Here is an 18,892-nt window from a genome sequence, read left to right on the forward strand (position 1 = left end):
CGCCCCGATGCGCCCCCGCCCCTATCTGCCCGCGACCCGCGATCTGCCCCATGTCGTCGTGCTGAACGATGCCAGCGTGGCGCGGGGCGGGGCGACGGGGCTGGCGCTGCTGTCGGCGCGGCGGCTGCGGATGCGGGGGCACCGCGTCACCTATATCTGCGGCGACCAAGGCGATGACGGCACGCTGGAGCGGTTGGGCGTGCGCCTGATCGCGCTTGGCGGGGCGGCGCTGCTCAAGCGGGGCAAGCTGCATGCCGCCCGCAAGGGGATCTACGACTCCGAGATGCGCGATGGGATCGCGCGCGCCGTGGCCGAGATCGACGGGCCGGACACCGTCTGGCACCTGCATGGCTGGACGCAGATCTTCTCGCCTTCCGTCTTCGATGCGTTGGCACCGGTCGCAGCGCGGACCTTCCTGCACGCCCATGACTACTTCCTGGCTTGCCCGAACGGCGCCTATTTCGACTTCCCGCGTGGGGAGGTCTGCACCCGCACGCCGCTTTCGGCCGGCTGCCTGGCCACGAATTGCGACCGCCGGTCCTTCGCGCACAAGCTGTGGCGCGGCGTGCGGCAGGCGCAGGTGCGCCGCGACGTGGCCGGACGGGGCTGGGCCGGGATTCTCCAGCTCCATCCCGGCATGGAGCAGAATCTCGTGCTCGGCGGCGTCCCGCGCAGCGCGATCCGCACCGTCCGCAATCCGGTGGAGCCCTGGTCCGCCACCCGCATCCGCGCCGAGAACAACCGCCGGCTCGCCTATGTCGGCCGGATCGAGAGCGGCAAGGGCGTCGCCCTCCTCTGCGAAGCCGCGCGCCGAGCGGGCTTGCCGCTGCGCGTCGTCGGCTCGGTCGACGGTCGTCCCGATCTCGTGCGGGCCTACCCGGAGGTCGAGTTCGCCGGCTGGACCGCCCGCGACGCCATCGCTGCCGCCGTTTCCGACTGCCGCGCGCTGGTCATGCCCTCGCGCTTCGCCGAGCCCTTCGGCCTGGTCGGGGCGGAGGCCTGCCGGTCCGGCCTGCCGGTCGCGGTCTCGCGCGTCGCGCTGCTCGGGCCCGACATCGCAGCGGCGGGCCTGGGCGTCGCGGTCGACGTGAGCGGCCCGGACGCGCTGGCCCGCGACCTGCGCGCCTTCATGGACCGGCCCGATGCCGAAATCGCCGCGATGAGCCGGGCGGGCTTTGCCGGGCAGGGCGACGTGGCGCAGCCTCCCGAGGCCTGGATCGACCAGCTTTCGGGCCTCTACGACGCGGCCCTCCAGACCGCGGGATGAGCGCCGCCGCCACCCGCTACGACGCGGTCGACGGCGTCCGCACCGTCGCGATCCTCTGGGTCGCGATCTATCACTACGCGGTCTTCTGGACTCCGGCGGGCAAGGGGCTGGAGCTCGTGCCTTACGGCGACGCGCTGGCCTGCATCCCCTGGGCGCAGCTCGGGCATCTGGGCGTGTCGATGTTCTTCGTCGTCTCGGGCTTCGTCATCGCCTTCTCGCTGGAGCGCAGCACCTCGGCGCGCGACTTCGCGGGCAGGCGGATGCTGCGGCTCTGGCCGACGCTTCTGCTCTGCGGGACGCTGACCTTCGCAGCAACCTCGTGGTTCGGCCCGCCGGAGCTGGTGCGCGGCCCCGTCGAATACGCCACCAGCCTGATGTTCCTGCCGCCAGAGCATGTCGGCCGCGCGCTGGGCCTGCCGGGACTCGAGTGGCTCGACGGCGCCTATTGGTCGCTCTGGGTCGAAGTGCGGTTCTACGGGGTCGCGGCGCTTCTGTTCTGGCTCGCCCGCCGCCGCTTCCTGCTGGCCTGGACCGGCTTCGCACTGGCCTGTGCCGCGGTGCAGGGCGTGCTGGGCGCAGATCACGCCGTCTCCGGCCTTCTCTTCACCGAGTTCCAGCCCTTCTTCACCCTCGGCATCGCGCTGGCCGCGATGCGCGCGCAAGGCGTGAAGCCGGGGCCGCTGGCGCTGTTCCTGCTGGGCGCGGTGCAGGCCATCGCCTACGCCCCGCCCGAGGTGGGGCATCTGGCGGCGCTCCTGGTAGTCATCGGCCTGCCCAGCCTCGCCTGCCTGTCGCGCCGCCCGGTGCCCGTCCTCTCGGCGGCGCCCGTCGCCCGGATCGGACGCGCCTCCTATGCCTATTACCTGCTCCACCAGAACCTCGGCCTCGCGCTGCTGGCGGGGCTGGGCGCACTGGGCGCGGGGCTCGGCATCGTGGCGATGCTGGCGGTGCAGGCGGCGATCCTTGCCCTGTCGATCCTGCTGACGGAGCGGGTCGAGGTGCCGCTACGGCAGCGCCTCCGCCCGCTGCTGTCGCGTCCGCGCGCCGTCGCCTGACCGGGGCGCCGAGGCTGGCGACTTCCGGCCCGGCGCCTTATCCGTGCCTCCCATGACCCTGAAAGAGCTCTACGACGCGCGCGTCACCGACGGCACCCTGACCCGAGACCCCGCGCAGGAGGCCGCGCTGGCCCCGCTGGAAGCCGTGCGCACCAAGCTGACTGAGAAGCCCCCGAGGCGCGGCTTCTTCGGCCGCACGAAGCCGCCCGAGGACCCGATGGGCGCCTATCTCTGGGGTGGGGTCGGGCGCGGCAAGTCGATGCTGATGGACCTGTTCCACGAGGCCGCGCCCGTCCCTTCGCGCCGCGTCCATTTCCACGCCTTCATGCAGGAGGTCCACGAGGCCATGCACGAGGCCCGCGCGAGGGGCGTGCGCGACGCGCTCGGCCCCTTCGCGGAGGGCGTGGTCGCCCGCGTCCGGGTCCTGTGCTTCGACGAGATGCAGATCACCGACATCACCGACGCGATGATCGTCGGGCGGCTGTTCGAGAAGCTCTTCGCCGGGGGCGTGCGGGTGGTGACGACCTCGAACCGGGTGCCCGACGACCTGTATCTGAACGGGCTGAACCGCTCGCTCTTCCTGCCCTTCATCGAAATGGTGAAGACCCGGATGATCGTCCATCACCTCGAAAGCCCGCGCGACCACCGGCAGGACCGCCTCGCCGGGGAGCCGAGCTATTTCGTCGGCGGCGGTCCGCTGGACGAGGTGTGGCAGAAGCTGTCGGGCGGGCGGTCCGAAGGGCTGACGCTCCGGGTGAAGGGGCGTGACCTGCGACTGGACGACTTCGCTTCGGGCGTGGCGCGGGCGTCGTTCAGGGATCTTTGCGGCAAGCCGCTCGGCGCGGCGGACTACCTCGCGCTGGCGCGGGCGGTGCGGGTGCTGATCCTGACCGACGTGCCGGTGCTGGACCGCACCCATGGCAACGAGGCGCGCCGCTTCGTAACCCTGATCGACGCGCTCTACGAGGCGCGCGTCCGGCTGATCGTCTCGGCCGAGGCGGAACCGGAAGACCTGTCCTCCGGCGAGGTCTTCGAGTTCGCGCGCACCGCCTCGCGCCTGCGGGAGATGCAGGGCGCCGACTGGGGGAGGTGAGCCGGCGACGGGACGCGCTCAGACGGCCTCCGCCGGGTCCAGCAGCCCCTCGGCCACCAGCCGGTCGGCCCAGCCCTGCGGGCCATCGAACAGGTGTCCCCGCCAGCCGCGCGCCTCGGCGGCGGCTATGTTGTCGGCCCGGTCGTCGGCGAAGAGCAGGGCTCCGGGGGCGAGCCCCGTAGCCGTCTCGACCGCCGCGAAGATCTCGGGGGCGGGCTTGATCACCCCCAGATGGCCGGACACGAAGGCGCGGTCGAACTCGGACAGGAAGTCGTATTCCGTCTGCGCCAGCGCGAAGGTCTCGATGCCGAAATTCGACAGCGCGAAGACCGGCACGCCGCGGGCGCGCAGGGCGCGCATCAGGCGCACCGAATGGGGGATGGCGGGGGAGGCCAGCTCCAGCCAGCGATCGTGCCACATCGCGATCTCGGCCGCGAAGTCCGGATGGGCGGTCCCGGTCGCCCGGAGCACGGCCGAGAAGTTCTCGCCCGAGTCGATCCGGTCGTTCATCCCGCGCAGGTCGACGGCGGCGAACATCGCGCGGCGGCGGGCCTCGCCGACCTCGCGGTCGAAGAAGCGCTCTGGCTGCCATTCGATCAGCACGTTGCCGATGTCGAGGACGACCGCCCCGACGGTCATCCGAGGTGCTCCGCGTGGAAGGCGACATGGGCGGGCGCGAAGCTCGACACGAAGAAGTAGCTGTGATCGTAGCCCTCGCGCAGCCCGACCGCGGCGGGGGTGCGCGTGCGGGCCAGCGCGGCGAGGAAGGCTCCGGTGCCGAGCTTGTCCCAGAATTGGTCCGACGTGCCGGTGTCGATCATCAGCGGCGCGGCGAGGCCGCGATCCTCCAGCAGCAGGGTGGCATCGTGATCCCCGGCCCCGCCGGTATAAGCGGTCAACTGCGGCAGGCCCCAGTCCGAGGCGGAGGGGTTGCAGATCGGCGCGAAGGCCGAGACTGAGCGGAAGCGGCGCGGATACTTCATCGCCAGCGTCAGCGCCCCATGCCCGCCCATCGAGTGACCCGTCACGGCCTGCCGATCGGGGTCGAGCTCGAAGGCGGCGAAGACCGTCTCGGGCAGATCCTCGGCGATGTAGCTCTCCATCTGGAAATGCTCGGCCCAGGGGCCTTCGGTCGCGTCGACGTAGAAGCCTGCGCCCTGGCCCATGTCGAAGGCGTCGTCGTCGGGCACGTCCTCGCCGCGCGGGCTCGTGTCCGGGAAGACGAGGGCGAGACCCTCCTTGGCGGCCAGCGCCTGCATCCCGGCCTTGGTCATCGCGTTCTCATGGGTGCAGGTCAGGCCAGACAGGTACCACAGCACCGCCCCCGTGGGCCGCGGCGGCATGTAGAGGCCGAAGGTCATCTGCGTCCCCGTCGCGTCGGAGGCATGGGAATAGACGCCTTGCGTGCCCCCGAAGCAGGCGGTCTCGGATACGGTCTTCATGGGCTTCCTCCGGTGAGCAGGGCGATCACGGCCGAGAGCGTCAGGATCGACACGGCCGTCGAGACGAGGATGGCGGCGCTGACCCGCTGCGGGGCGACGCCGTAGTGCTGCGCCAGCATATAGACGTTCCCCGCGACCGGCATCGCCGCCGAGGAGATCATGACCGTGGCCGCGAAGGAATCCTCCAGCGGAAAGATCACCAGTGCCGACAGGGCGACCGCGGCGGGGTGCAGCACCAGCTTGCAGAAGCTGAGCCAGCCGGCCACGGCCATCCGCTCGGCCGTCTTGCCCGCGAGCGAGGCGCCGATGGCGAACAGCGCGCCGGGCGTGGCGGCGGCGCCGAGGATCGTCAGGAACTCGTTGACCGGCTGCCACAGGTCCCGCCCGGTGGCCGACCACGCGATGCCCGCCGAGATCGAGACGATCATCGGGTTCCTGACCAGCCCCAGCCCCACGATGCGCAGCGTCGCCAGCGTGACCCGGCCCTCGCGCGAGCCGGTGATGAGGATCACGATGATCGAGGAGAACACGATCAGGTCCGTGGCCAGAACCATCAGCATCGGCCCTGCGCTTTCGGGACCGAGGATCAGGACGAACATCGGGATGCCGAGGAAGCCTACGTTGCCGATCGTCGCCACCTGCGCCTCGACCGCGCATTCGGCGACCGACAGCCCGCGCCACAGGCCGACCGCGGTGGCGATCAGGTAGACGATGAAGCAGCCCCAGAGATAGGCCCCGATGAAATGCCAGTCGAGGATGTCGCCCAGGGTCAGGTTGGCGGCGAAGCTGAACAGCATCGCCGAGAGCGCGAAGTAGAAGACGAACTTGGTCAGGTAGGCCGTCGCCTCGGGGGTGAAGAACCGCGTCCGGCCCGCCATGTAGCCCAGACCGATCAGCGCGAAGAAGGGAACGGTCTTGAGGAAGATCGCGAGCATGGCGCAGGGCTAGAGCCTTTCTCGGCCCTTGGAAAGCCGGGCCGGGTCTGCTGCACCTGAGGATAATGAACCGAACGGTTCAGTTTTTTCTTGCAGGCTGACGACGATGCCGTTAGGTCGGCAATATGAACTGAACGGTTCGGTTCAGAAACAGCAGGAAACCCGCCATGACCAGGATCTTTCTCGCCGCCCTCACCGCCACCGCCCTCGCGCTTCCGGCCGCCGCACAGCGGATCGACATCGACGACGACGGCTGGAGCTATGTCGAGGCGCCTGCCGCCCTGCGCTCGGCCGTCGATATCGACGACGATGGCTGGTCGCGGGTCGACCTGCCCGTCGCCGAGGTCGGCCGCGCCGCGATCGCGACGGACGGCGACTGCACCCAGCTCGAGCGCTCCGCCGGGGTTGCATCCGGCGCCTGCGGGACGCTCGACCTGAACGCGCTGTCGTTCCTGCAGGGCGACGACTGACCCCTCCGCGCGCCCCCGGAGGGCAGCGCGGGCCGGGTTCCTCCCCGCCCGGTCCGCGCACCGCGCGCCCGCCCGAAGCGGGCGGGCGTTGCCGTCGCGTGACCGGCCGCGGGGCGGCTTCGGCCGCAGTCGGCGCTTGTGCAGGCGACGCCGCACCCTCTAGGTTGCATCCCAAAGTGGGGGGCGGAATGGGCGACGCGACGCCGGTCAAGAAGGGGCGGAAGTTCGATCAGGTGCTCGAAGGCGCGCGGACGGTCTTCATGTCCGACGGCTACGAGGGCGCCAGCGTCGACGCCATCGCCCGCGCCGCGGGCGTCTCCAAGGCGACGCTCTATTCCTATTTCGCCGACAAGCGCCTTCTCTTCATGGAGGTGGCCAAGGCCGAATGCAGCCTCCAGATGGAAGAGGCCGACGCGGTGCTGTCCGACCATTCCAGCCCGCGAGAGGTTCTCTGCGTCGCGGCGGACCGGATGCTGGGCTTCTTCCTGTCGTCCTTCGGACAGAGCATCTTCCGCATGTGCGTCGCCGAGAGCGACCGCTTCCCCGAGCTCGGGCGCGAATTCTACGAGACGGGACCCAAGCGCTTCCGCGCGCGGATGGCCGAATACCTGCGCTGCGCGGTGGCCGAGGGCGATCTGGCCATAGAGGACCCGGAATTCGCAGCCGACCAGTTCGCCGAGCTGTGCAAGGCGCGGCTCTTCCACGAGCTGATCTTCGGCATCCGCAAGTCCGTCTCCGCCGAGGAGAAGGCCCGCGTCATCGACGGCGCGGTCGACACTTTCCTCGCGCGTTACGGCGTGCCCGGCCGGGACTGAGCGCTGGTCCCCGGCTCGGCGTTGCGTCCGGGCCTCAGCCCGGCTTCACGCTGGCCGTGACGTAGTTCACCGACAGGTCGCGGTCCGACAGGCTCCAGGACCAGAGGATCGGGTTGAACACGAAGCCCATCCGATCGACCGGGGCCATCCCGGCCTTCTCCAGCAGCGCGAACAGCTCGTCCGGGGTGATGAACTTCGACCAGTCATGCGTGCCCTTCGGCAGCCAGCGCATCACGCGCTCGGCCCCGACGATCGCCATCATGTAGGATTTCGGGTTCCGATTGATCGTCGAGCAGATCATCAGCCCCCCGGGCCGCAGCAGCGCCTGGCACGCGGTCAGATAGGCCAGCGGATCGGCCACATGCTCCACCACCTCCATGTTGAGGACGACGTCGAAGGGTGGCTCCTGCCCCACCAGCGCCTCGGCGGTGGTATGGCGGTAGTCGATCTCGAGCCCCGACTGCGCGGCATGGGTCCGCGCGACGGGGATGTTCCGCTCGGCGGCGTCGACGCCGACCACGGTCGCGCCCAGCCGGGCCATCGGCTCCGACAGAAGGCCGCCGCCGCAGCCGATGTCGAGCAGGCGCAGGCCCTCGAAGGGCCGCCCGGCGCTCAGGTCGCGGTCGAACTCTCCGGCGATCTGGCGGGTGATGTAGTCGAGCCGGCAGGGATTGAGCATGTGCAGGGGCTTGAACTTGCCCTCCGGGTCCCACCACTCGGCGGCCATGGCCTCGAACTTGGCGATCTCGGCAGCGTCTACGGTCGTCGTCATCGCGGGGCCTTCCGTCGGGAAATGGTCATGGTGCGGCGCGCCATCCCGCCTATATAGGACGGCAATGGACAGGACCACGCATCAGGCCCCGGCGAATTCCCTGCACCCGCCGATCGACCCCTTCGACCAGCGCATGATCGAGGTGGGCGAGGGCCATCGCCTCTATGTCGAGCAATGCGGCAATCCCAAGGGGCTGCCGGTCATCGTCCTGCATGGCGGCCCCGGCGGCGGGTGCAGCCCGATGATGCGGCGCTTCTTCGATCCCGCGATCTGGCGCATCGTGCTGTTCGACCAGCGCGGCTGCGGCCGCTCGCGCCCCCATGCCAGCGTCGCCGACAACACGACGTGGCACCTCGTCCGCGATATCGAGCTCATCCGCGAGACGCTGGGCATCGACCGCTGGGCCGTCTTCGGCGGGTCCTGGGGCGCGACGCTGTCGCTGATCTACGCCATCACCCATCCCGACCGCGCGGCCCACCTGATCCTGCGCGGCGTCTTCCTGATGGAGCGGCGGGAACTGGAGTGGTTCTACGGCGGCGGCGCGGGCCAGTTCTGGCCCGACCAGTGGCGACGCTTCCAGGCGCTCATCCCCGAGGAGGAGCGGGACGACCTGATCGCCGCCTACAACCGCCGCCTCTTCGACACCCCGATGCACGAGCAGACCCGTTTCGCCCGCGCCTGGGCCGGGTGGGAGAACGCGCTGGCCTCGGTCCGCAGCCAGGGCCAGACCGGAGAGCCGAATGGCGAATATGCCCGCGCCTTCGCCCGGCTGGAGAACCATTACTTCAGCCATCTCGGATGGCTCGACGGAGACGAATGGATCCGCCGCAACCTGGACCGGATCGCCCATATCCCCGGCGTGATCGTGCAGGGCCGCTACGACATGATCTGCCCGCCGCTCTCGGCGCAGCTGCTTGCCGACGGATGGCAGGGTGCAGCGCTGCACATGGTGCCCTTCGCGGGCCATGCCCTGTCCGAGCCGGGGATCTCGGACCAGCTTGTCCGCTCGCTCGACCGGATCGGGCGCGACCGTCTGTCCGAACTCAGCTTCGCTTGAGGCCAGGGGCCCGCGGGGGTCAGCTGCCCCCGACCGAGCCTGCGGTGTTCACCAGGCCGAAGGTCGAACCAATGATCGAGAACACGCTCTGCGTGGCGACGACCGGGCTTTCGGTAACGTAGACCATGTCGCCCGGCGCGATGCGGAAGTTGCGCGCCGCGAACAGCCCGTCGGCCGAGGTCAGGTCCAGCGTGAACACCACCTGCTGCGTGCGCGGCCCGCGCACCCCTGCCGCAAGCGCGTCGCGCGGATATTCGCGCAGGATCAGGATGCCCTGCGGGTTGGCGCGGTTGTCGACGACCCCGCCGATGATCGACACGGCCTCGGCGGCGGTGACGACATCATCGGGGAAGGAATGGATCGTCTCGGTCCCGGCGGCGCCGATCGACAGGAACGTCCGCTCGTCGGCCTGAACGATGACCTGATCGCCGTCGTCGAGCAGGGTGTCGAGCCGCGGCTCGTCATAGAGCCGGTCGACCGACGTGCCATAGAGGCGCCCATCGCGCTTGAGCCGGATCTGCGGATTCGGCAGCGCGGGCGAGACGCCTCCACCGGCCGCGATCAGGCTGAGCACCGTGAAGTTCCGGTCAGGCAACGGATAGGCGCCGGGCGCGGCCACACCGCCGATCAGTTCGACCGAGTTGCCGCGGCCTTCTGTCATCGTCAGCTGGACCTGCGCCGACGGGGCGATGGGCTCCAGCGCGGTCTGGACCCGCTGGCGGGCGCTCTCGGGGCTGAGCCCGCCGATACGCACGTCGCCGACATAGGGGATGAAGATCGACCCGCCGGGCGAGACCGGCAGATTCGGCAACTCGACCGCGGGCGCGCCTGGCGACGTCAGCAGGGAGTTCTCGCTCGAGTCCCAGATGGTGACCGACACCGAGTCGCCGCCCTGCACGATCCTGCCGCGCGACCCGGTCGAGGTGGTGATCCAGCCCAGATGCTTCTCGCCCACGGTGGGCCATTCGGCGATGGTCGGGACCAGCGCACGGGTGACAGGATAGACCGAGAAGCCGACCTGATCGCTGCTGGAGCCGCGCAGGACCTCGCGCTGGACCCCTGCTCCGCGAGGGAGGGCGCAGGCCGCGACCAGCAACAGGACGACGCCCAAGGCGGCGAGGCGGAAAGGTCTCGTCATGAATGCACCCGGTCCCACGGACTTGATCGCCGACTTTTCTGGCCGACGTCCGGACGCCAGCGGGGGCAGGTTACATTTAGAGAGTCGCAGGTCAACGCGATGGCCGTGGCGCAGAGCCGTGTCGGGGCGACAGGCGGGAACCTGCCGATCAGGCATCCGGAGGTTGTGCTGCAGTGCAGAAAGTCATAGCCTCCCGGTATTATTGGGTAAGGTGCGGCACGGCATCGCCCGTACAGGGGTTGAATTGGGGATACGCATCATGTCTGCCACGTCTTGGCGTCGGCTCGCCCGGCTCCGGCGCCGCGTCCATCGGGGATCGGGTGCGTTGGAATGTTGAGACTGTTGAAGGCAATGGACCGGCGGCAGAAGTCGGCGGTCTTCTTTGTGCTCGACATCCTGCTGATCAGCGCCGCGCTCGGCGCCTCCCTGATGGTGTCGCCGCCGCTGCCCGAATCGCTTGATGCCGCCACCATCCTCGTCGTCGGCATCCCCTATGTCCTGATCCTCGGCGGCGGGCTTCTGGTCTTCCTTGGCATTCCGTCGATGCAGCTGTCCGACCTGGACGGCCCCGCGACGGGCAGCCTCGCACTGATGGCCATACTGCTCGCGATCGGAACGACCGTCCTGACCGCGCTGATGGGCTACGCGCTGCCGCCGATGCTGCACCTGATGTTCGGTATCTTCTCGTTCCTGTTCATGCTGATCGCGCGGGTGATCCTGCTGCAGGTCGTGCTCGCCATCTATCGGCGTGGCGAGTCTGTCTGCCGGGTGCTGATCTACGGCGCCGGGACGACTGGCGTGCAGCTGGTCCAGGCCTTCAAGGCGCACCAGGACATCGATCCGGTCGCCTTCGTCGACGACAACCGGACCATCCAGGGCATGACGATCAGCGGCCTGCCGGTCCTGTCCCCGGTCCGCATCCGCGAGATCGTGCGCGACCGCAAGATCGACCGCGTGCTCCTGGCCATCCCGTCGCTGAGCCCGCCGAAGCAGGCGCAGATGGCGCGGCGGCTGCAGAAGATGGGGCTGGAGGTGCAGATGGTGCCCTCGTTCAGCCAGCTCATCGGGCAGGAAGCGCTGATCGACAAGCTGACGACGCTGAACCCGCAGATGTTCCTCAACCGCGCCGAGGTCGATGCCGCGCTGGGCGAGGGAACCGAGAGCTATGCGGGCAAATGCGTGCTCGTCTCCGGCGCCGGCGGTTCCATCGGATCGGAGCTCTGCCGCCAGCTGATCGAATGCCGGCCCCGCAAGCTGGTCCTGTTCGAGTTGTCGGAGCTGGCGCTGTTCACGGTCGAAGGGATGCTGCGCACGCTCGCCCGCGATGCCGGGGTGGAGCTGGCGCTGGTGCTTGGCTCGGTCACCGATCCGCGGCAGGTCAGGCACGTGCTGGCCCATCACGGCGTCGAGGTCGTTCTCCACGCCGCGGCCTACAAGCATGTGTCCCTCGTCCAGCAGAACCCGCTGGCCGGCATGGCCAACAACGTGCTGGGCACCCACACGCTCGCCACCGCCGCCGTCGCCGCGGGGGTCGAACGGTTCACGCTGATCTCGTCGGACAAGGCCGTTCGCCCGCGCGGGGTCATGGGCGCCTCGAAGCGCTTCGCCGAGATGGTGATTCAGGACCTCGCTTCCCGCGTGCCTGAGGGCGAGGGCCCGGTCTTTTCGATGGTGCGCTTCGGCAACGTCCTGGGGTCCTCGGGCTCGGTCGTGCCGATCTTCCACGACCAGATCCAGAAGGGCGGTCCGGTGACGGTCACTCATCCTCAGGTCACGCGCTTCTTCATGACCATCCAGGAGGCCGCACGCCTCGTGCTGAAGGCCGGCGCGATGGCCGAGGGGGGCGAGGTCTTCCTTCTGGACATGGGCGAGCCGGTGAAGATCGTCGACCTTGCCACGCAGGCAATCGAGGCCTCAGGGTACTCGGTCCGCACCGACGCCAACCCCGACGGCGACATCGAGATCACCTTCATCGGCCTCGGCCCCGGCGAGAAGCTGGAGGAAGAGCTGTTCCTCGACGGCTCGGAGAAGCCGACGGCGCATCGCAAGATTTTCCGTGTCAAGGAATCGACCCTCTCCGAGTTCGAGATGGCCGGCACCCTGCGCGCGCTGCGCCACGCGCTCGCGGCAGGCGACGAAGCGCGCGTGCTCGACATCGTCGCGCGCCGGATCGAGAGCTTCGAGCCGAAGGAGGCCTCGGGTCCCGCCCCTCGCCCGGTCCCTGTACCCGCCCCCGCCTCGCTGACCGATCCCGCTCCGGCCTGACAGGCGTCCCGTCTCTCGATTCGGGGCGCCGCTGCCGCCGGGCTTCACCGGTTTGACAGTGCCACGCCGCTGCGCCACAGGAACGCCATGTCACGTCATGCCCTTGTCACCGGAACCGCGGGGTTCATCGGCTTCCACATGGCCCGCGCGCTCCTCGAGCAGGGCTGGACCGTGGCGGGGGTCGACGCCTTCACGCCCTATTACGACCCAGACCTCAAGCATCGCCGCCACGCGCTGCTGGCGGAGCATCCGGGTTTCCAGCCGGTCGAGCAGGACATCGCCGAGCCGGGCGCCATCGCCGCGTTGCTCGCCACGCGGCCCGCGGACACGGTGATCCACCTCGCCGCCCAGGCTGGAGTGCGCTATTCCATCGACGTGCCGCGCGACTACGTGCGCGCCAACATCACCGGCACCCACGAGGTGCTGGAGGCGGCGCGCGCGCATCCGCCCCGGCACCTCCTGCTCGCCTCCTCCTCCTCGGTCTACGGCGCCGAGACCGAGATGCCCTATCGCGAGACGCAGAAGGTCGACACGCAGATGTCGTTCTACGCGGCGACGAAGAAGGCGAACGAGGCGATGGCCCACAGCTATGCCCATCTCTACAATGTGCCGACGACGCTGTTCCGCTTCTTCACCGTCTACGGCCCCTGGGGCCGGCCGGACATGGCGCTGTTCAAGTTCGTCGCCGCGATGCGCGCGGGCCGTGCCATCGATGTCTACAACCACGGCCGGATGCAGCGTGACTTCACCTATGTCGACGACCTGGTGACCGGCATCGCCGGGCTGATCGACGTGCCTCCCGGCACCACGCCGGTCGGCCCCGGCGACAGCCTCAGCCCCGTCGCGCCGTTCCGTGTCGTCAATGTCGGCAACGGCGAGCCCGTCATGCTGGGCCGCCTGATCGAGGCGATCGAAGCCGCCCTGGGCCAGACGGCCGAGCGCAACCTGATGGACATTCAGCCCGGCGACGTGCCCGCCACCTGGGCCGACGCCTCCCTGCTCGAGGCGCTGCTGGGCCACCCGCTGCCGCGGACCAGCGTGGAGGACGGCGTGGCCGCCTTCGTCGACTGGTATCTCACGGAATACGAAAAGAACTAGGCCCTGCCCAAGGGGACTCGCCATCCCGCGGCGTCCGGGGCAGTCTCGGCCGCGATCCACGCCAAAGGCCCCTCCATGCCCCTTCTCTTCGACCTGCCCCCCGTCCCGACCCTCGCGCTCGGCGGCGACGCCTATCCCATCGCCCGCATCTTCTGCGTCGGGCGCAACTACGCCGCCCACGCCGCCGAGATGGGCAACGAGGTCGACCGCGAGGCGCCCTTCTACTTCACCAAGAACCCCCGGCACGTCGCCCTGTCCGGCGCCACGCTGCCCTATCCGCCGGGCACCGAGGATTATCACCACGAGATGGAACTGGTTGTGGCCATCGGCGCGCCGCTCTTCCGCGCGACGCGCGAGGAAGCGGCGGCGGCCGTGCTGGCCCATGGCTGCGGGCTCGACATGACGCGGCGGGATCTCCAGGCCGCGTCCAAGGACAAGCGCCGCCCCTGGGACACCGGCAAGGACGTCGAAGCCTCCGCCATCCTCGGGCCGCTGGCCCCGGCAGGCGACCTCACGGGCCGCGCGATCCGGCTGACGGTCAACGGCGAGACGCGGCAGGACGCCTCGCTCGACGAGATGATCCACGACGTGCCCGCGATCCTGTCGGACCTTTCCCGGCTCTATCACCTCACGCCCGGGGACCTGATCCTGACCGGCACCCCTGCGGGCGTCGGCCCGGTGCGCCCCGGCGACCGGCTGGTCGGGTCCATCGACGGGTTGGAAGACGTGACCGTCACGTACGCCGATCCGGAATGATGCCGTGAAGATCCTTCTCGTCCACCAGAACATGCCCGGCCAATACCGCGAGATGCTCGACTGGCTGATCGCGCAGGGCGGACACGATCTGGTCTTCCTGACCCAGCGGCGCAACTACCCGGAGCTTCCCGGGGTCCGGAAGGTGGTCTACGCGCCGCATCACCGGCCCGCCCAGGACGCCTACGGCCTGTCAAAGGTCTGGGAGGAGGCGACGGGCGCGGGCTATGGCGCGGCGATGGCCGCGCAGGCCCTGCGCGGCGAGGGCTTCACGCCCGACATCATCCTCGGCCATACCGGCTGGGGCGAGCTTCTGTTCATGAAGCAGGTCTGGCCGGACGTGCCGATCCTCGGCTTCTTCGAGTATTTCTACCTCTCGAAAGGCGGCCCCGTCGGCTTCGATCCCGAGGACCCGCCCTCGGAGGTGTCGCCCTTCCTGCTGCATGCCCGCAACGCCGTGCCCTTCGCCAACCTGCATGTCGCCGACCGCGGGATCGTGCCGACGATGTGGCAACGGAACTGCTTTCCCGAGATGTTCCACCCGAAGCTCGATGTCTGCCACGACGGCATCCGCACCGACCGGCTGGGCCCCGATCCGGACGTATCGCTGACGCTGGGCCGGGTCGGGCGCATCACCCGCAAGGACGAGATCTTCACCTATGTCGCCCGCAACATGGAGCGGACGCGCGGCTTCCACACCTTCATGCGCGCGCTGCCCCATATCCAGAAGGCCCGGCCGAACGCCCGCGTGCTGGTGGTCGGCGGCAACGACGCCTCCTACGGCAAGAAAAGCGATCTGGCGGGCGGCTTCCGCGCCGAGATGGAGCGCGAGGTGGGCCATCTGATCGACTGGGACCGCACCCATTTCCTGGGCCAGGTGCCCTATCCCGACTTCCAGAAGATCGTGCAGATCTCGCGCTGCCACATCTACCTGACCATGCCCTTCGTGCTGTCCTGGTCGCTGCTCGAGTCGATGGCGATGGAGGCGACCATCGTCGCCTCGGACGTTCCCCCGGTGCGCGAGGCGATGACGGATGGCGAGACGGGGCTGCTTACCGACTTCTTCGACCCGCCCGCGCTGGCCGAGAAGGTATCCGCCGTGCTGGCCGAGCCGGAGCGCTTCGCCCATCTGGGCAAGGCCGCGCGGCGCCATGTGGTCGAGACCTACGACTTCCTGACCGTCTGCCTGCCGCGCCAGATCGGCTTCATCAACGCGCTGGTGCCCGAGGACCGGCGCATCGCGATCTGAGCGCCCCACCGAACCGGCCCCGCCCATGCCGCTCCGATCACCTCCGCGGCAAGATCGACCTGCGCCCCCTTTCGATGCTCCCCAAATACGCCGGGGGAGCGCCGAAGGCGCGGGGGCAGAGCCCCCTTCCCCCCCTCTCGACCCGCGCGTCCGCCGAAGGCGTCCGGCAAGCCAACCCCCGTTGCGCCGCTGCGCCTCGCACCCTATCTCCCGCTCCCATGATCGACGTCACCGAGACCGGCCGAGAAGTCCTGCGTACCGAGGCCGCCGCGCTGGTGGCCCTGGCCGAGGCGCTGCCGGAGGGCTTCGGCGAAGTGGTCGCGCTGATCGCCGGGGCCCCGGGCCGAGTCATCGTCACCGGGATCGGCAAGTCCGGCCATATCGCCCGCAAGATCGCCGCGACACTGGCCTCCACCGGGACCCCCGCGCTCTTCGTCCACCCCGCCGAGGCGAGTCATGGCGACATGGGCATGATCGGCCAGGGGGACGTCGTGCTGATGATCTCCAACTCCGGCGAAGCGGCGGAGCTTCGGGACATGATCGCGCATACCCGTCGCTTCTCGGTGCCGCTGGTGGGCCTGTCGTCGCGTCCCGACTCGACGCTGATGCGCGCCGCCGACCATCACCTGACCATCCCCGCGCTGCCCGAGGCCTGCGGGCTGGGCGTGGTGCCCACGACCTCGACGACGATGACCCTGGGACTCGGCGACGCGCTGGCCGTGGCGCTGCTGCGTCGGCGCGGCTTCCGGGCCGAGGATTTCGGCGTCTTCCACCCGGGCGGCAAGCTCGGTGCGCAGATGGCGCGGGTGTCGAAGCTGATGCACGCGGACCTGCCCGCCGTCGCCGCCGACACGCCCATGTCCGAGGTGCTGCTGGCGATGACCTCGGCGGGGCTGGGCCTCGCCGTAGTGGTCGAGGACGGATGCCTGGCGGGCGTGATCACCGATGGCGACCTGCGCCGCAACATGGAGGGCCTGATGGACAAGCGCGCCGCCGACGTGGCCACGAAGCGGCCCCTGACCGTGCCTCCCGACATGCTGGCCGCCAAGGCGCTCGCGATCCTGAACGAGCGCAAGATCAACGTCACCGTCGTCTGCGACGGGCCGCGCCCGGTCGGCATCCTGCACCTCCACGATCTGCTGCGGGCGGGCGTGGCATGAGGACGGCGATCCTGATCCCGGCGCGCTATGCCTCGGCCCGCTATCCCGGCAAGCCGCTGGCGCGGCTGCGCCAGGGCGACGGGACGACGAAGACGCTGATCCGGATGACCTGGGAGGCGGCGATGCAGGTCCCGGGCGACCACGCCGTCCATGTCTGCACCGATGACGACCGCATCCGCGAGGAGGCCGAGGGCTTCGGCGCCTCGGTGCTGATGACCTCCTCCGAGGCGCGCAACGGGACCGAGCGCTGCGCCGAGGCGCTGGCACAGATCGAGGCCGACCTCGTCGTCAACCTGCAGGGCGACGCGCCCCTGACCCCGCCCTGGTTCCTGACCGCGCTGATCGAGCGGATGGAGGCCGACCCGCAGGCGCAGGTCGCCACGCCCGTCCTGCGCTGCGACCGCAAGACCTACGACATGTTCGTCGAGGACCGGAAGGCCGGTCGCGTCGGCGGCACGACCGCCGTCTTCGACGCGAACGGCCACGGGCTCTATTTCTCGAAGGAAGTGATCCCCTATGTCACGCCCGGCAAGCTGCCGAGCCCGGTCCCCGTCTTTCACCATGTCGGCGTCTACGCCTACCGGCCCGAAGCGCTTGCCGCCTACATGGGCTGGCCCGAAGGCGCGCTGGAAAGGCACGAGGGGCTGGAGCAGCTGCGCTTCCTCGAGAACGGCGCGACCGTCGCCTGCGTCGAGGTCGACGCGAAGGGCCGCCTCTTCTGGGAGCTGAACAACCCCGAAGACATCCCCCGCATCGAAGCCGTCCTGGGAGGCGCCTGATGGACCCGCTGAAATCGAGCCCGATCGACGTCTCCGGCATCCCGATCGGCGGCGCCCATCCCTTCGCGCTGATCACCGGGCCCTGCCAGCTGGAAAGTCTGGACCACGCCCGGATGATGGCCGACCGCATTGCCGAAGCCTGTGCGCCGACCGGGACAAGGTTCATCTTCAAGGCGAGCTACGACAAGGCGAACCGCTCGTCGCTGAAGGCCCAGCGCGGCCTCGGAATGGAGGAGGGGCTGTCGATCCTGTCGAAGATCCGCGACGAGTTCGGCTGTCCGGTCCTGACCGACGTGCACCTGCCCGACCATTGCGCGCCCGCGTCCGAGGCCTGCGACGTGCTCCAGATCCCGGCCTTCCTCAGCCGCCAGACCGACCTGCTTCTGGCCGCCGGAGAGACGGGCGCCGCGATCAACGTCAAGAAGGGGCAGTTCCTTGCGCCCTGGGACATGCCGCATGTCGCCGCCAAGATCGCCTCGACGGGCAACGACCGGATCCTGCTCTGCGAGCGGGGGACGAGCTTCGGCTACAACACGCTGGTCAGCGACTTCCGCGGCCTGCCGGTGATGGAGGCGACGGGCTATCCCGTCGTCTTCGACGCGACCCATTCGGTGCAGCAGCCGGGCGGGCAGGGCACGTCCTCGGGCGGGCAGCGGGAATTCGCGCCGGTGCTGGCGCGCGCGGCCTGCGCCGTCGGCGTGTCGGCCCTGTTCATCGAGACGCACGAGGACCCCGACAAGGCCCCTTCCGACGGGCCGAACATGATCCCGGTGGACCGGATGGCGGGCCTCATCGGCGAGCTGCGCGCCTTCGACGCGCTGCGCAAGGGCAACTGAGCGCCGACCGGGGGTGAGACCCGGCGCGCAGGGGAAAATAGCATGTTCGACGTCATCGTCTCCGTCATGGATGCTGGAGGCACGTTCGGGGTGGCCGTCCTGATGTTCCTCGAGAACGTCTTCCCGCCGATCCCCTCGGAGCTGGTGATGCCGCTTGCCGGCTTCACCGCCGCGCGAGGCGACATGACGCTCGGGGGCGCGATCCTCGCGGGGACGGCCGGCTCCGTCGCAGGGGCGCTGCTGTGGTACTGGATCGGGCTCAAGGTCGGGGAGAAGCGGCTCTACCGCCTCGTGGAACGCTACGGTCACTGGCTGACCGTCGACGAAGACGATATCGGGAGATCGACCGCCTGGTTCCGCAGGCATGGGGAATGGGCCGTGTTCCTCGGGCGGATGGTGCCGGGGATTCGCACCTTCATCTCGATTCCGGCGGGGCTCGCGGGGATGAAGATGACCCCGTTCCTTATCTACACTACGCTGGGCAGCGTCCTCTGGACCGCCGTGCTGGCGGGGCTGGGCTATCTGCTCGAGTCGCAATACGACCGCGTCGCGGCCTGGCTCGACCCGGTGACCTGGCTGATCATCGCTGCGGTCGTCGGGGCCTATCTCTGGCGGCTGTCGCAGGGGAAGGGCCGGAAGGCACGGCCGGACTCCTGAGGTCGGGCCCAGGGTGCGCGGTCGCCGGCTCGCGGCACGCTCTCCGAAGCT

19 protein-coding genes are annotated in these 18,892 nt (G+C 69.6%); 14 read left to right on the forward strand and 5 right to left on the reverse strand.

All coding sequences use genetic code 11. The features are described 5' to 3' along the window. The first annotated feature begins 7 nt into the window (after positions 1-7). From DR046_RS09935 to zapE, 3 genes are read left to right on the forward strand one after another with little or no spacing between them, the layout of a single operon-like run. Complete coding sequence (locus DR046_RS09935) at positions 8-1,267, forward strand: glycosyltransferase family 4 protein (RefSeq protein WP_115382221.1); 1,260 nt, start codon at positions 8-10, stop codon at positions 1,265-1,267. Next, positions 1,264-2,322, forward strand: coding sequence for an acyltransferase family protein (locus DR046_RS09940; protein ID WP_115382222.1), 1,059 nt, complete (start codon positions 1,264-1,266; stop codon positions 2,320-2,322). The genes DR046_RS09935 and DR046_RS09940 overlap by 4 nt, the downstream gene beginning before the upstream one ends. A gap of 52 nt (positions 2,323-2,374) precedes the next feature. Further along, a complete protein-coding gene (gene zapE / locus DR046_RS09945; protein ID WP_115382223.1) occupies positions 2,375-3,415 on the forward strand; it encodes a cell division protein ZapE in 1,041 nt (346 codons plus the stop codon). Positions 3,416-3,433: 18 nt separating this feature from the next. On the opposite strand, the gene DR046_RS09950 is transcribed toward zapE, so the two are convergent. Genes DR046_RS09950 through DR046_RS09960 form a run of 3 tightly spaced genes read right to left on the reverse strand, consistent with a single transcriptional unit; the run spans position 3,434 to position 5,792 of the window. Continuing rightward, a complete protein-coding gene (locus tag DR046_RS09950) occupies positions 3,434-4,054 on the reverse strand; it encodes an HAD family hydrolase (RefSeq protein ID WP_115382224.1) in 621 nt (206 codons plus the stop codon). Then, complete coding sequence (fghA, locus tag DR046_RS09955; RefSeq protein WP_115382225.1) at positions 4,051-4,857, reverse strand: S-formylglutathione hydrolase; 807 nt, start codon at positions 4,855-4,857, stop codon at positions 4,051-4,053. Before fghA ends, DR046_RS09950 begins: the two co-directional genes overlap by 4 nt. Next, on the reverse strand, positions 4,854-5,792 hold the full coding sequence (locus DR046_RS09960; RefSeq protein ID WP_115382226.1) for an AEC family transporter: 939 nt from the start codon (positions 5,790-5,792) through the stop codon (positions 4,854-4,856). Before DR046_RS09960 ends, fghA begins: the two co-directional genes overlap by 4 nt. Positions 5,793-5,959: 167 nt before the next feature. Between DR046_RS09960 and DR046_RS09965 the strand changes: the two genes are divergently transcribed. Both DR046_RS09965 and DR046_RS09970 read left to right on the forward strand, forming a co-directional pair. Next, positions 5,960-6,262, forward strand: coding sequence for a hypothetical protein (locus DR046_RS09965; protein ID WP_115382227.1), 303 nt, complete (start codon positions 5,960-5,962; stop codon positions 6,260-6,262). A gap of 188 nt (positions 6,263-6,450) precedes the next feature. Further along, positions 6,451-7,077: a TetR/AcrR family transcriptional regulator gene (locus DR046_RS09970; protein WP_115382228.1), complete on the forward strand. Its 627-nt coding sequence runs from the start codon at positions 6,451-6,453 to the stop codon at positions 7,075-7,077. Positions 7,078-7,111: 34 nt separating this feature from the next. Here DR046_RS09970 and ubiG read toward each other — a convergent pair whose 3' ends face one another. After that, positions 7,112-7,849: a bifunctional 2-polyprenyl-6-hydroxyphenol methylase/3-demethylubiquinol 3-O-methyltransferase UbiG gene (gene ubiG / locus DR046_RS09975; RefSeq protein ID WP_115382229.1), complete on the reverse strand. Its 738-nt coding sequence runs from the start codon at positions 7,847-7,849 to the stop codon at positions 7,112-7,114. A 64-nt stretch (positions 7,850-7,913) separates the two neighbouring features. On the opposite strand from ubiG, the gene pip reads away from it, so the two are divergent. After that, positions 7,914-8,906, forward strand: coding sequence for a prolyl aminopeptidase (pip, locus tag DR046_RS09980; protein WP_115382230.1), 993 nt, complete (start codon positions 7,914-7,916; stop codon positions 8,904-8,906). Between the two features lie 19 nt (positions 8,907-8,925). Here the strand turns inward: pip and DR046_RS09985 are convergent, their stop codons facing one another. Then, entirely contained in the window at positions 8,926-10,044 is a 1,119-nt protein-coding gene (locus DR046_RS09985; protein WP_115382231.1) for a polysaccharide biosynthesis/export family protein, read from the reverse strand. Between the two features lie 330 nt (positions 10,045-10,374). Here DR046_RS09985 and DR046_RS09990 point away from each other — a divergent pair, with 330 nt between their 5' ends. The 8 genes from DR046_RS09990 (at position 10,375) to DR046_RS10025 (ending at position 18,841) form a co-directional block, all read left to right on the forward strand. Continuing rightward, the gene (locus DR046_RS09990; RefSeq protein ID WP_115382232.1) at positions 10,375-12,309 is read left to right on the forward strand and encodes a polysaccharide biosynthesis protein; all 1,935 of its coding nucleotides are present in this window, start codon (positions 10,375-10,377) and stop codon (positions 12,307-12,309) included. An 87-nt stretch (positions 12,310-12,396) separates the two neighbouring features. Beyond that, positions 12,397-13,407 (forward strand): NAD-dependent epimerase/dehydratase family protein, encoded by a 1,011-nt coding sequence (locus tag DR046_RS09995; protein WP_115382233.1) that lies wholly within the window; start codon positions 12,397-12,399, stop codon positions 13,405-13,407. A 75-nt stretch (positions 13,408-13,482) separates the two neighbouring features. Then, positions 13,483-14,163: a fumarylacetoacetate hydrolase family protein gene (locus tag DR046_RS10000; protein ID WP_115382234.1), complete on the forward strand. Its 681-nt coding sequence runs from the start codon at positions 13,483-13,485 to the stop codon at positions 14,161-14,163. Positions 14,164-14,167: 4 nt separating this feature from the next. Continuing rightward, on the forward strand, positions 14,168-15,409 hold the full coding sequence (locus DR046_RS10005) for a glycosyltransferase family 4 protein (RefSeq protein ID WP_115382235.1): 1,242 nt from the start codon (positions 14,168-14,170) through the stop codon (positions 15,407-15,409). 218 nt (positions 15,410-15,627) lie between these two features. Beyond that, positions 15,628-16,569, forward strand: coding sequence for a KpsF/GutQ family sugar-phosphate isomerase (locus tag DR046_RS10010; protein ID WP_115382236.1), 942 nt, complete (start codon positions 15,628-15,630; stop codon positions 16,567-16,569). After that, complete coding sequence (locus DR046_RS10015; RefSeq protein WP_115382237.1) at positions 16,566-17,348, forward strand: 3-deoxy-manno-octulosonate cytidylyltransferase; 783 nt, start codon at positions 16,566-16,568, stop codon at positions 17,346-17,348. Before DR046_RS10010 ends, DR046_RS10015 begins: the two co-directional genes overlap by 4 nt. Next, on the forward strand, positions 17,348-18,184 hold the full coding sequence (gene kdsA, locus DR046_RS10020) for a 3-deoxy-8-phosphooctulonate synthase (protein ID WP_115382238.1): 837 nt from the start codon (positions 17,348-17,350) through the stop codon (positions 18,182-18,184). The genes DR046_RS10015 and kdsA overlap by 1 nt, the downstream gene beginning before the upstream one ends. A gap of 42 nt (positions 18,185-18,226) precedes the next feature. Continuing rightward, entirely contained in the window at positions 18,227-18,841 is a 615-nt protein-coding gene (locus tag DR046_RS10025; RefSeq protein WP_115382239.1) for a DedA family protein, read from the forward strand. Positions 18,842-18,892: the final 51 nt, after the last annotated feature.

Source organism: Jannaschia formosa (assembly GCF_003340555.1).
Lineage (GTDB): Bacteria > Pseudomonadota > Alphaproteobacteria > Rhodobacterales > Rhodobacteraceae > Jannaschia > Jannaschia formosa.

Bases quoted from the DNA above. Each gene is read 5' to 3' on its own strand.
- DR046_RS09950 (WP_115382224.1), bottom strand. From the start codon at position 4,054: ATGACCGTCGGGGCGGTCGTCCTCGACATCGGCAACGTGCTGATCGAA.
- DR046_RS09965 (WP_115382227.1), top strand. From the start codon at position 5,960: ATGACCAGGATCTTTCTCGCCGCCCTCACCGCCACCGCCCTCGCGCTT.
- fghA (WP_115382225.1), bottom strand. From the start codon at position 4,857: ATGAAGACCGTATCCGAGACCGCCTGCTTCGGGGGCACGCAAGGCGTC.
- DR046_RS09985 (WP_115382231.1), bottom strand. From the start codon at position 10,044: ATGACGAGACCTTTCCGCCTCGCCGCCTTGGGCGTCGTCCTGTTGCTG.
- DR046_RS10000 (WP_115382234.1), top strand. From the start codon at position 13,483: ATGCCCCTTCTCTTCGACCTGCCCCCCGTCCCGACCCTCGCGCTCGGC.
- kdsA (WP_115382238.1), top strand. From the start codon at position 17,348: ATGGACCCGCTGAAATCGAGCCCGATCGACGTCTCCGGCATCCCGATC.
- DR046_RS09960 (WP_115382226.1), bottom strand. From the start codon at position 5,792: ATGCTCGCGATCTTCCTCAAGACCGTTCCCTTCTTCGCGCTGATCGGT.
- DR046_RS10015 (WP_115382237.1), top strand. From the start codon at position 16,566: ATGAGGACGGCGATCCTGATCCCGGCGCGCTATGCCTCGGCCCGCTAT.
- DR046_RS09990 (WP_115382232.1), top strand. From the start codon at position 10,375: ATGTTGAGACTGTTGAAGGCAATGGACCGGCGGCAGAAGTCGGCGGTC.
- DR046_RS09940 (WP_115382222.1), top strand. From the start codon at position 1,264: ATGAGCGCCGCCGCCACCCGCTACGACGCGGTCGACGGCGTCCGCACC.
- DR046_RS09995 (WP_115382233.1), top strand. From the start codon at position 12,397: ATGTCACGTCATGCCCTTGTCACCGGAACCGCGGGGTTCATCGGCTTC.
- DR046_RS09935 (WP_115382221.1), top strand. From the start codon at position 8: ATGCGCCCCCGCCCCTATCTGCCCGCGACCCGCGATCTGCCCCATGTC.
- zapE (WP_115382223.1), top strand. From the start codon at position 2,375: ATGACCCTGAAAGAGCTCTACGACGCGCGCGTCACCGACGGCACCCTG.
- ubiG (WP_115382229.1), bottom strand. From the start codon at position 7,849: ATGACGACGACCGTAGACGCTGCCGAGATCGCCAAGTTCGAGGCCATG.
- pip (WP_115382230.1), top strand. From the start codon at position 7,914: ATGGACAGGACCACGCATCAGGCCCCGGCGAATTCCCTGCACCCGCCG.
- DR046_RS10025 (WP_115382239.1), top strand. From the start codon at position 18,227: ATGTTCGACGTCATCGTCTCCGTCATGGATGCTGGAGGCACGTTCGGG.
- DR046_RS09970 (WP_115382228.1), top strand. From the start codon at position 6,451: ATGGGCGACGCGACGCCGGTCAAGAAGGGGCGGAAGTTCGATCAGGTG.
- DR046_RS10010 (WP_115382236.1), top strand. From the start codon at position 15,628: ATGATCGACGTCACCGAGACCGGCCGAGAAGTCCTGCGTACCGAGGCC.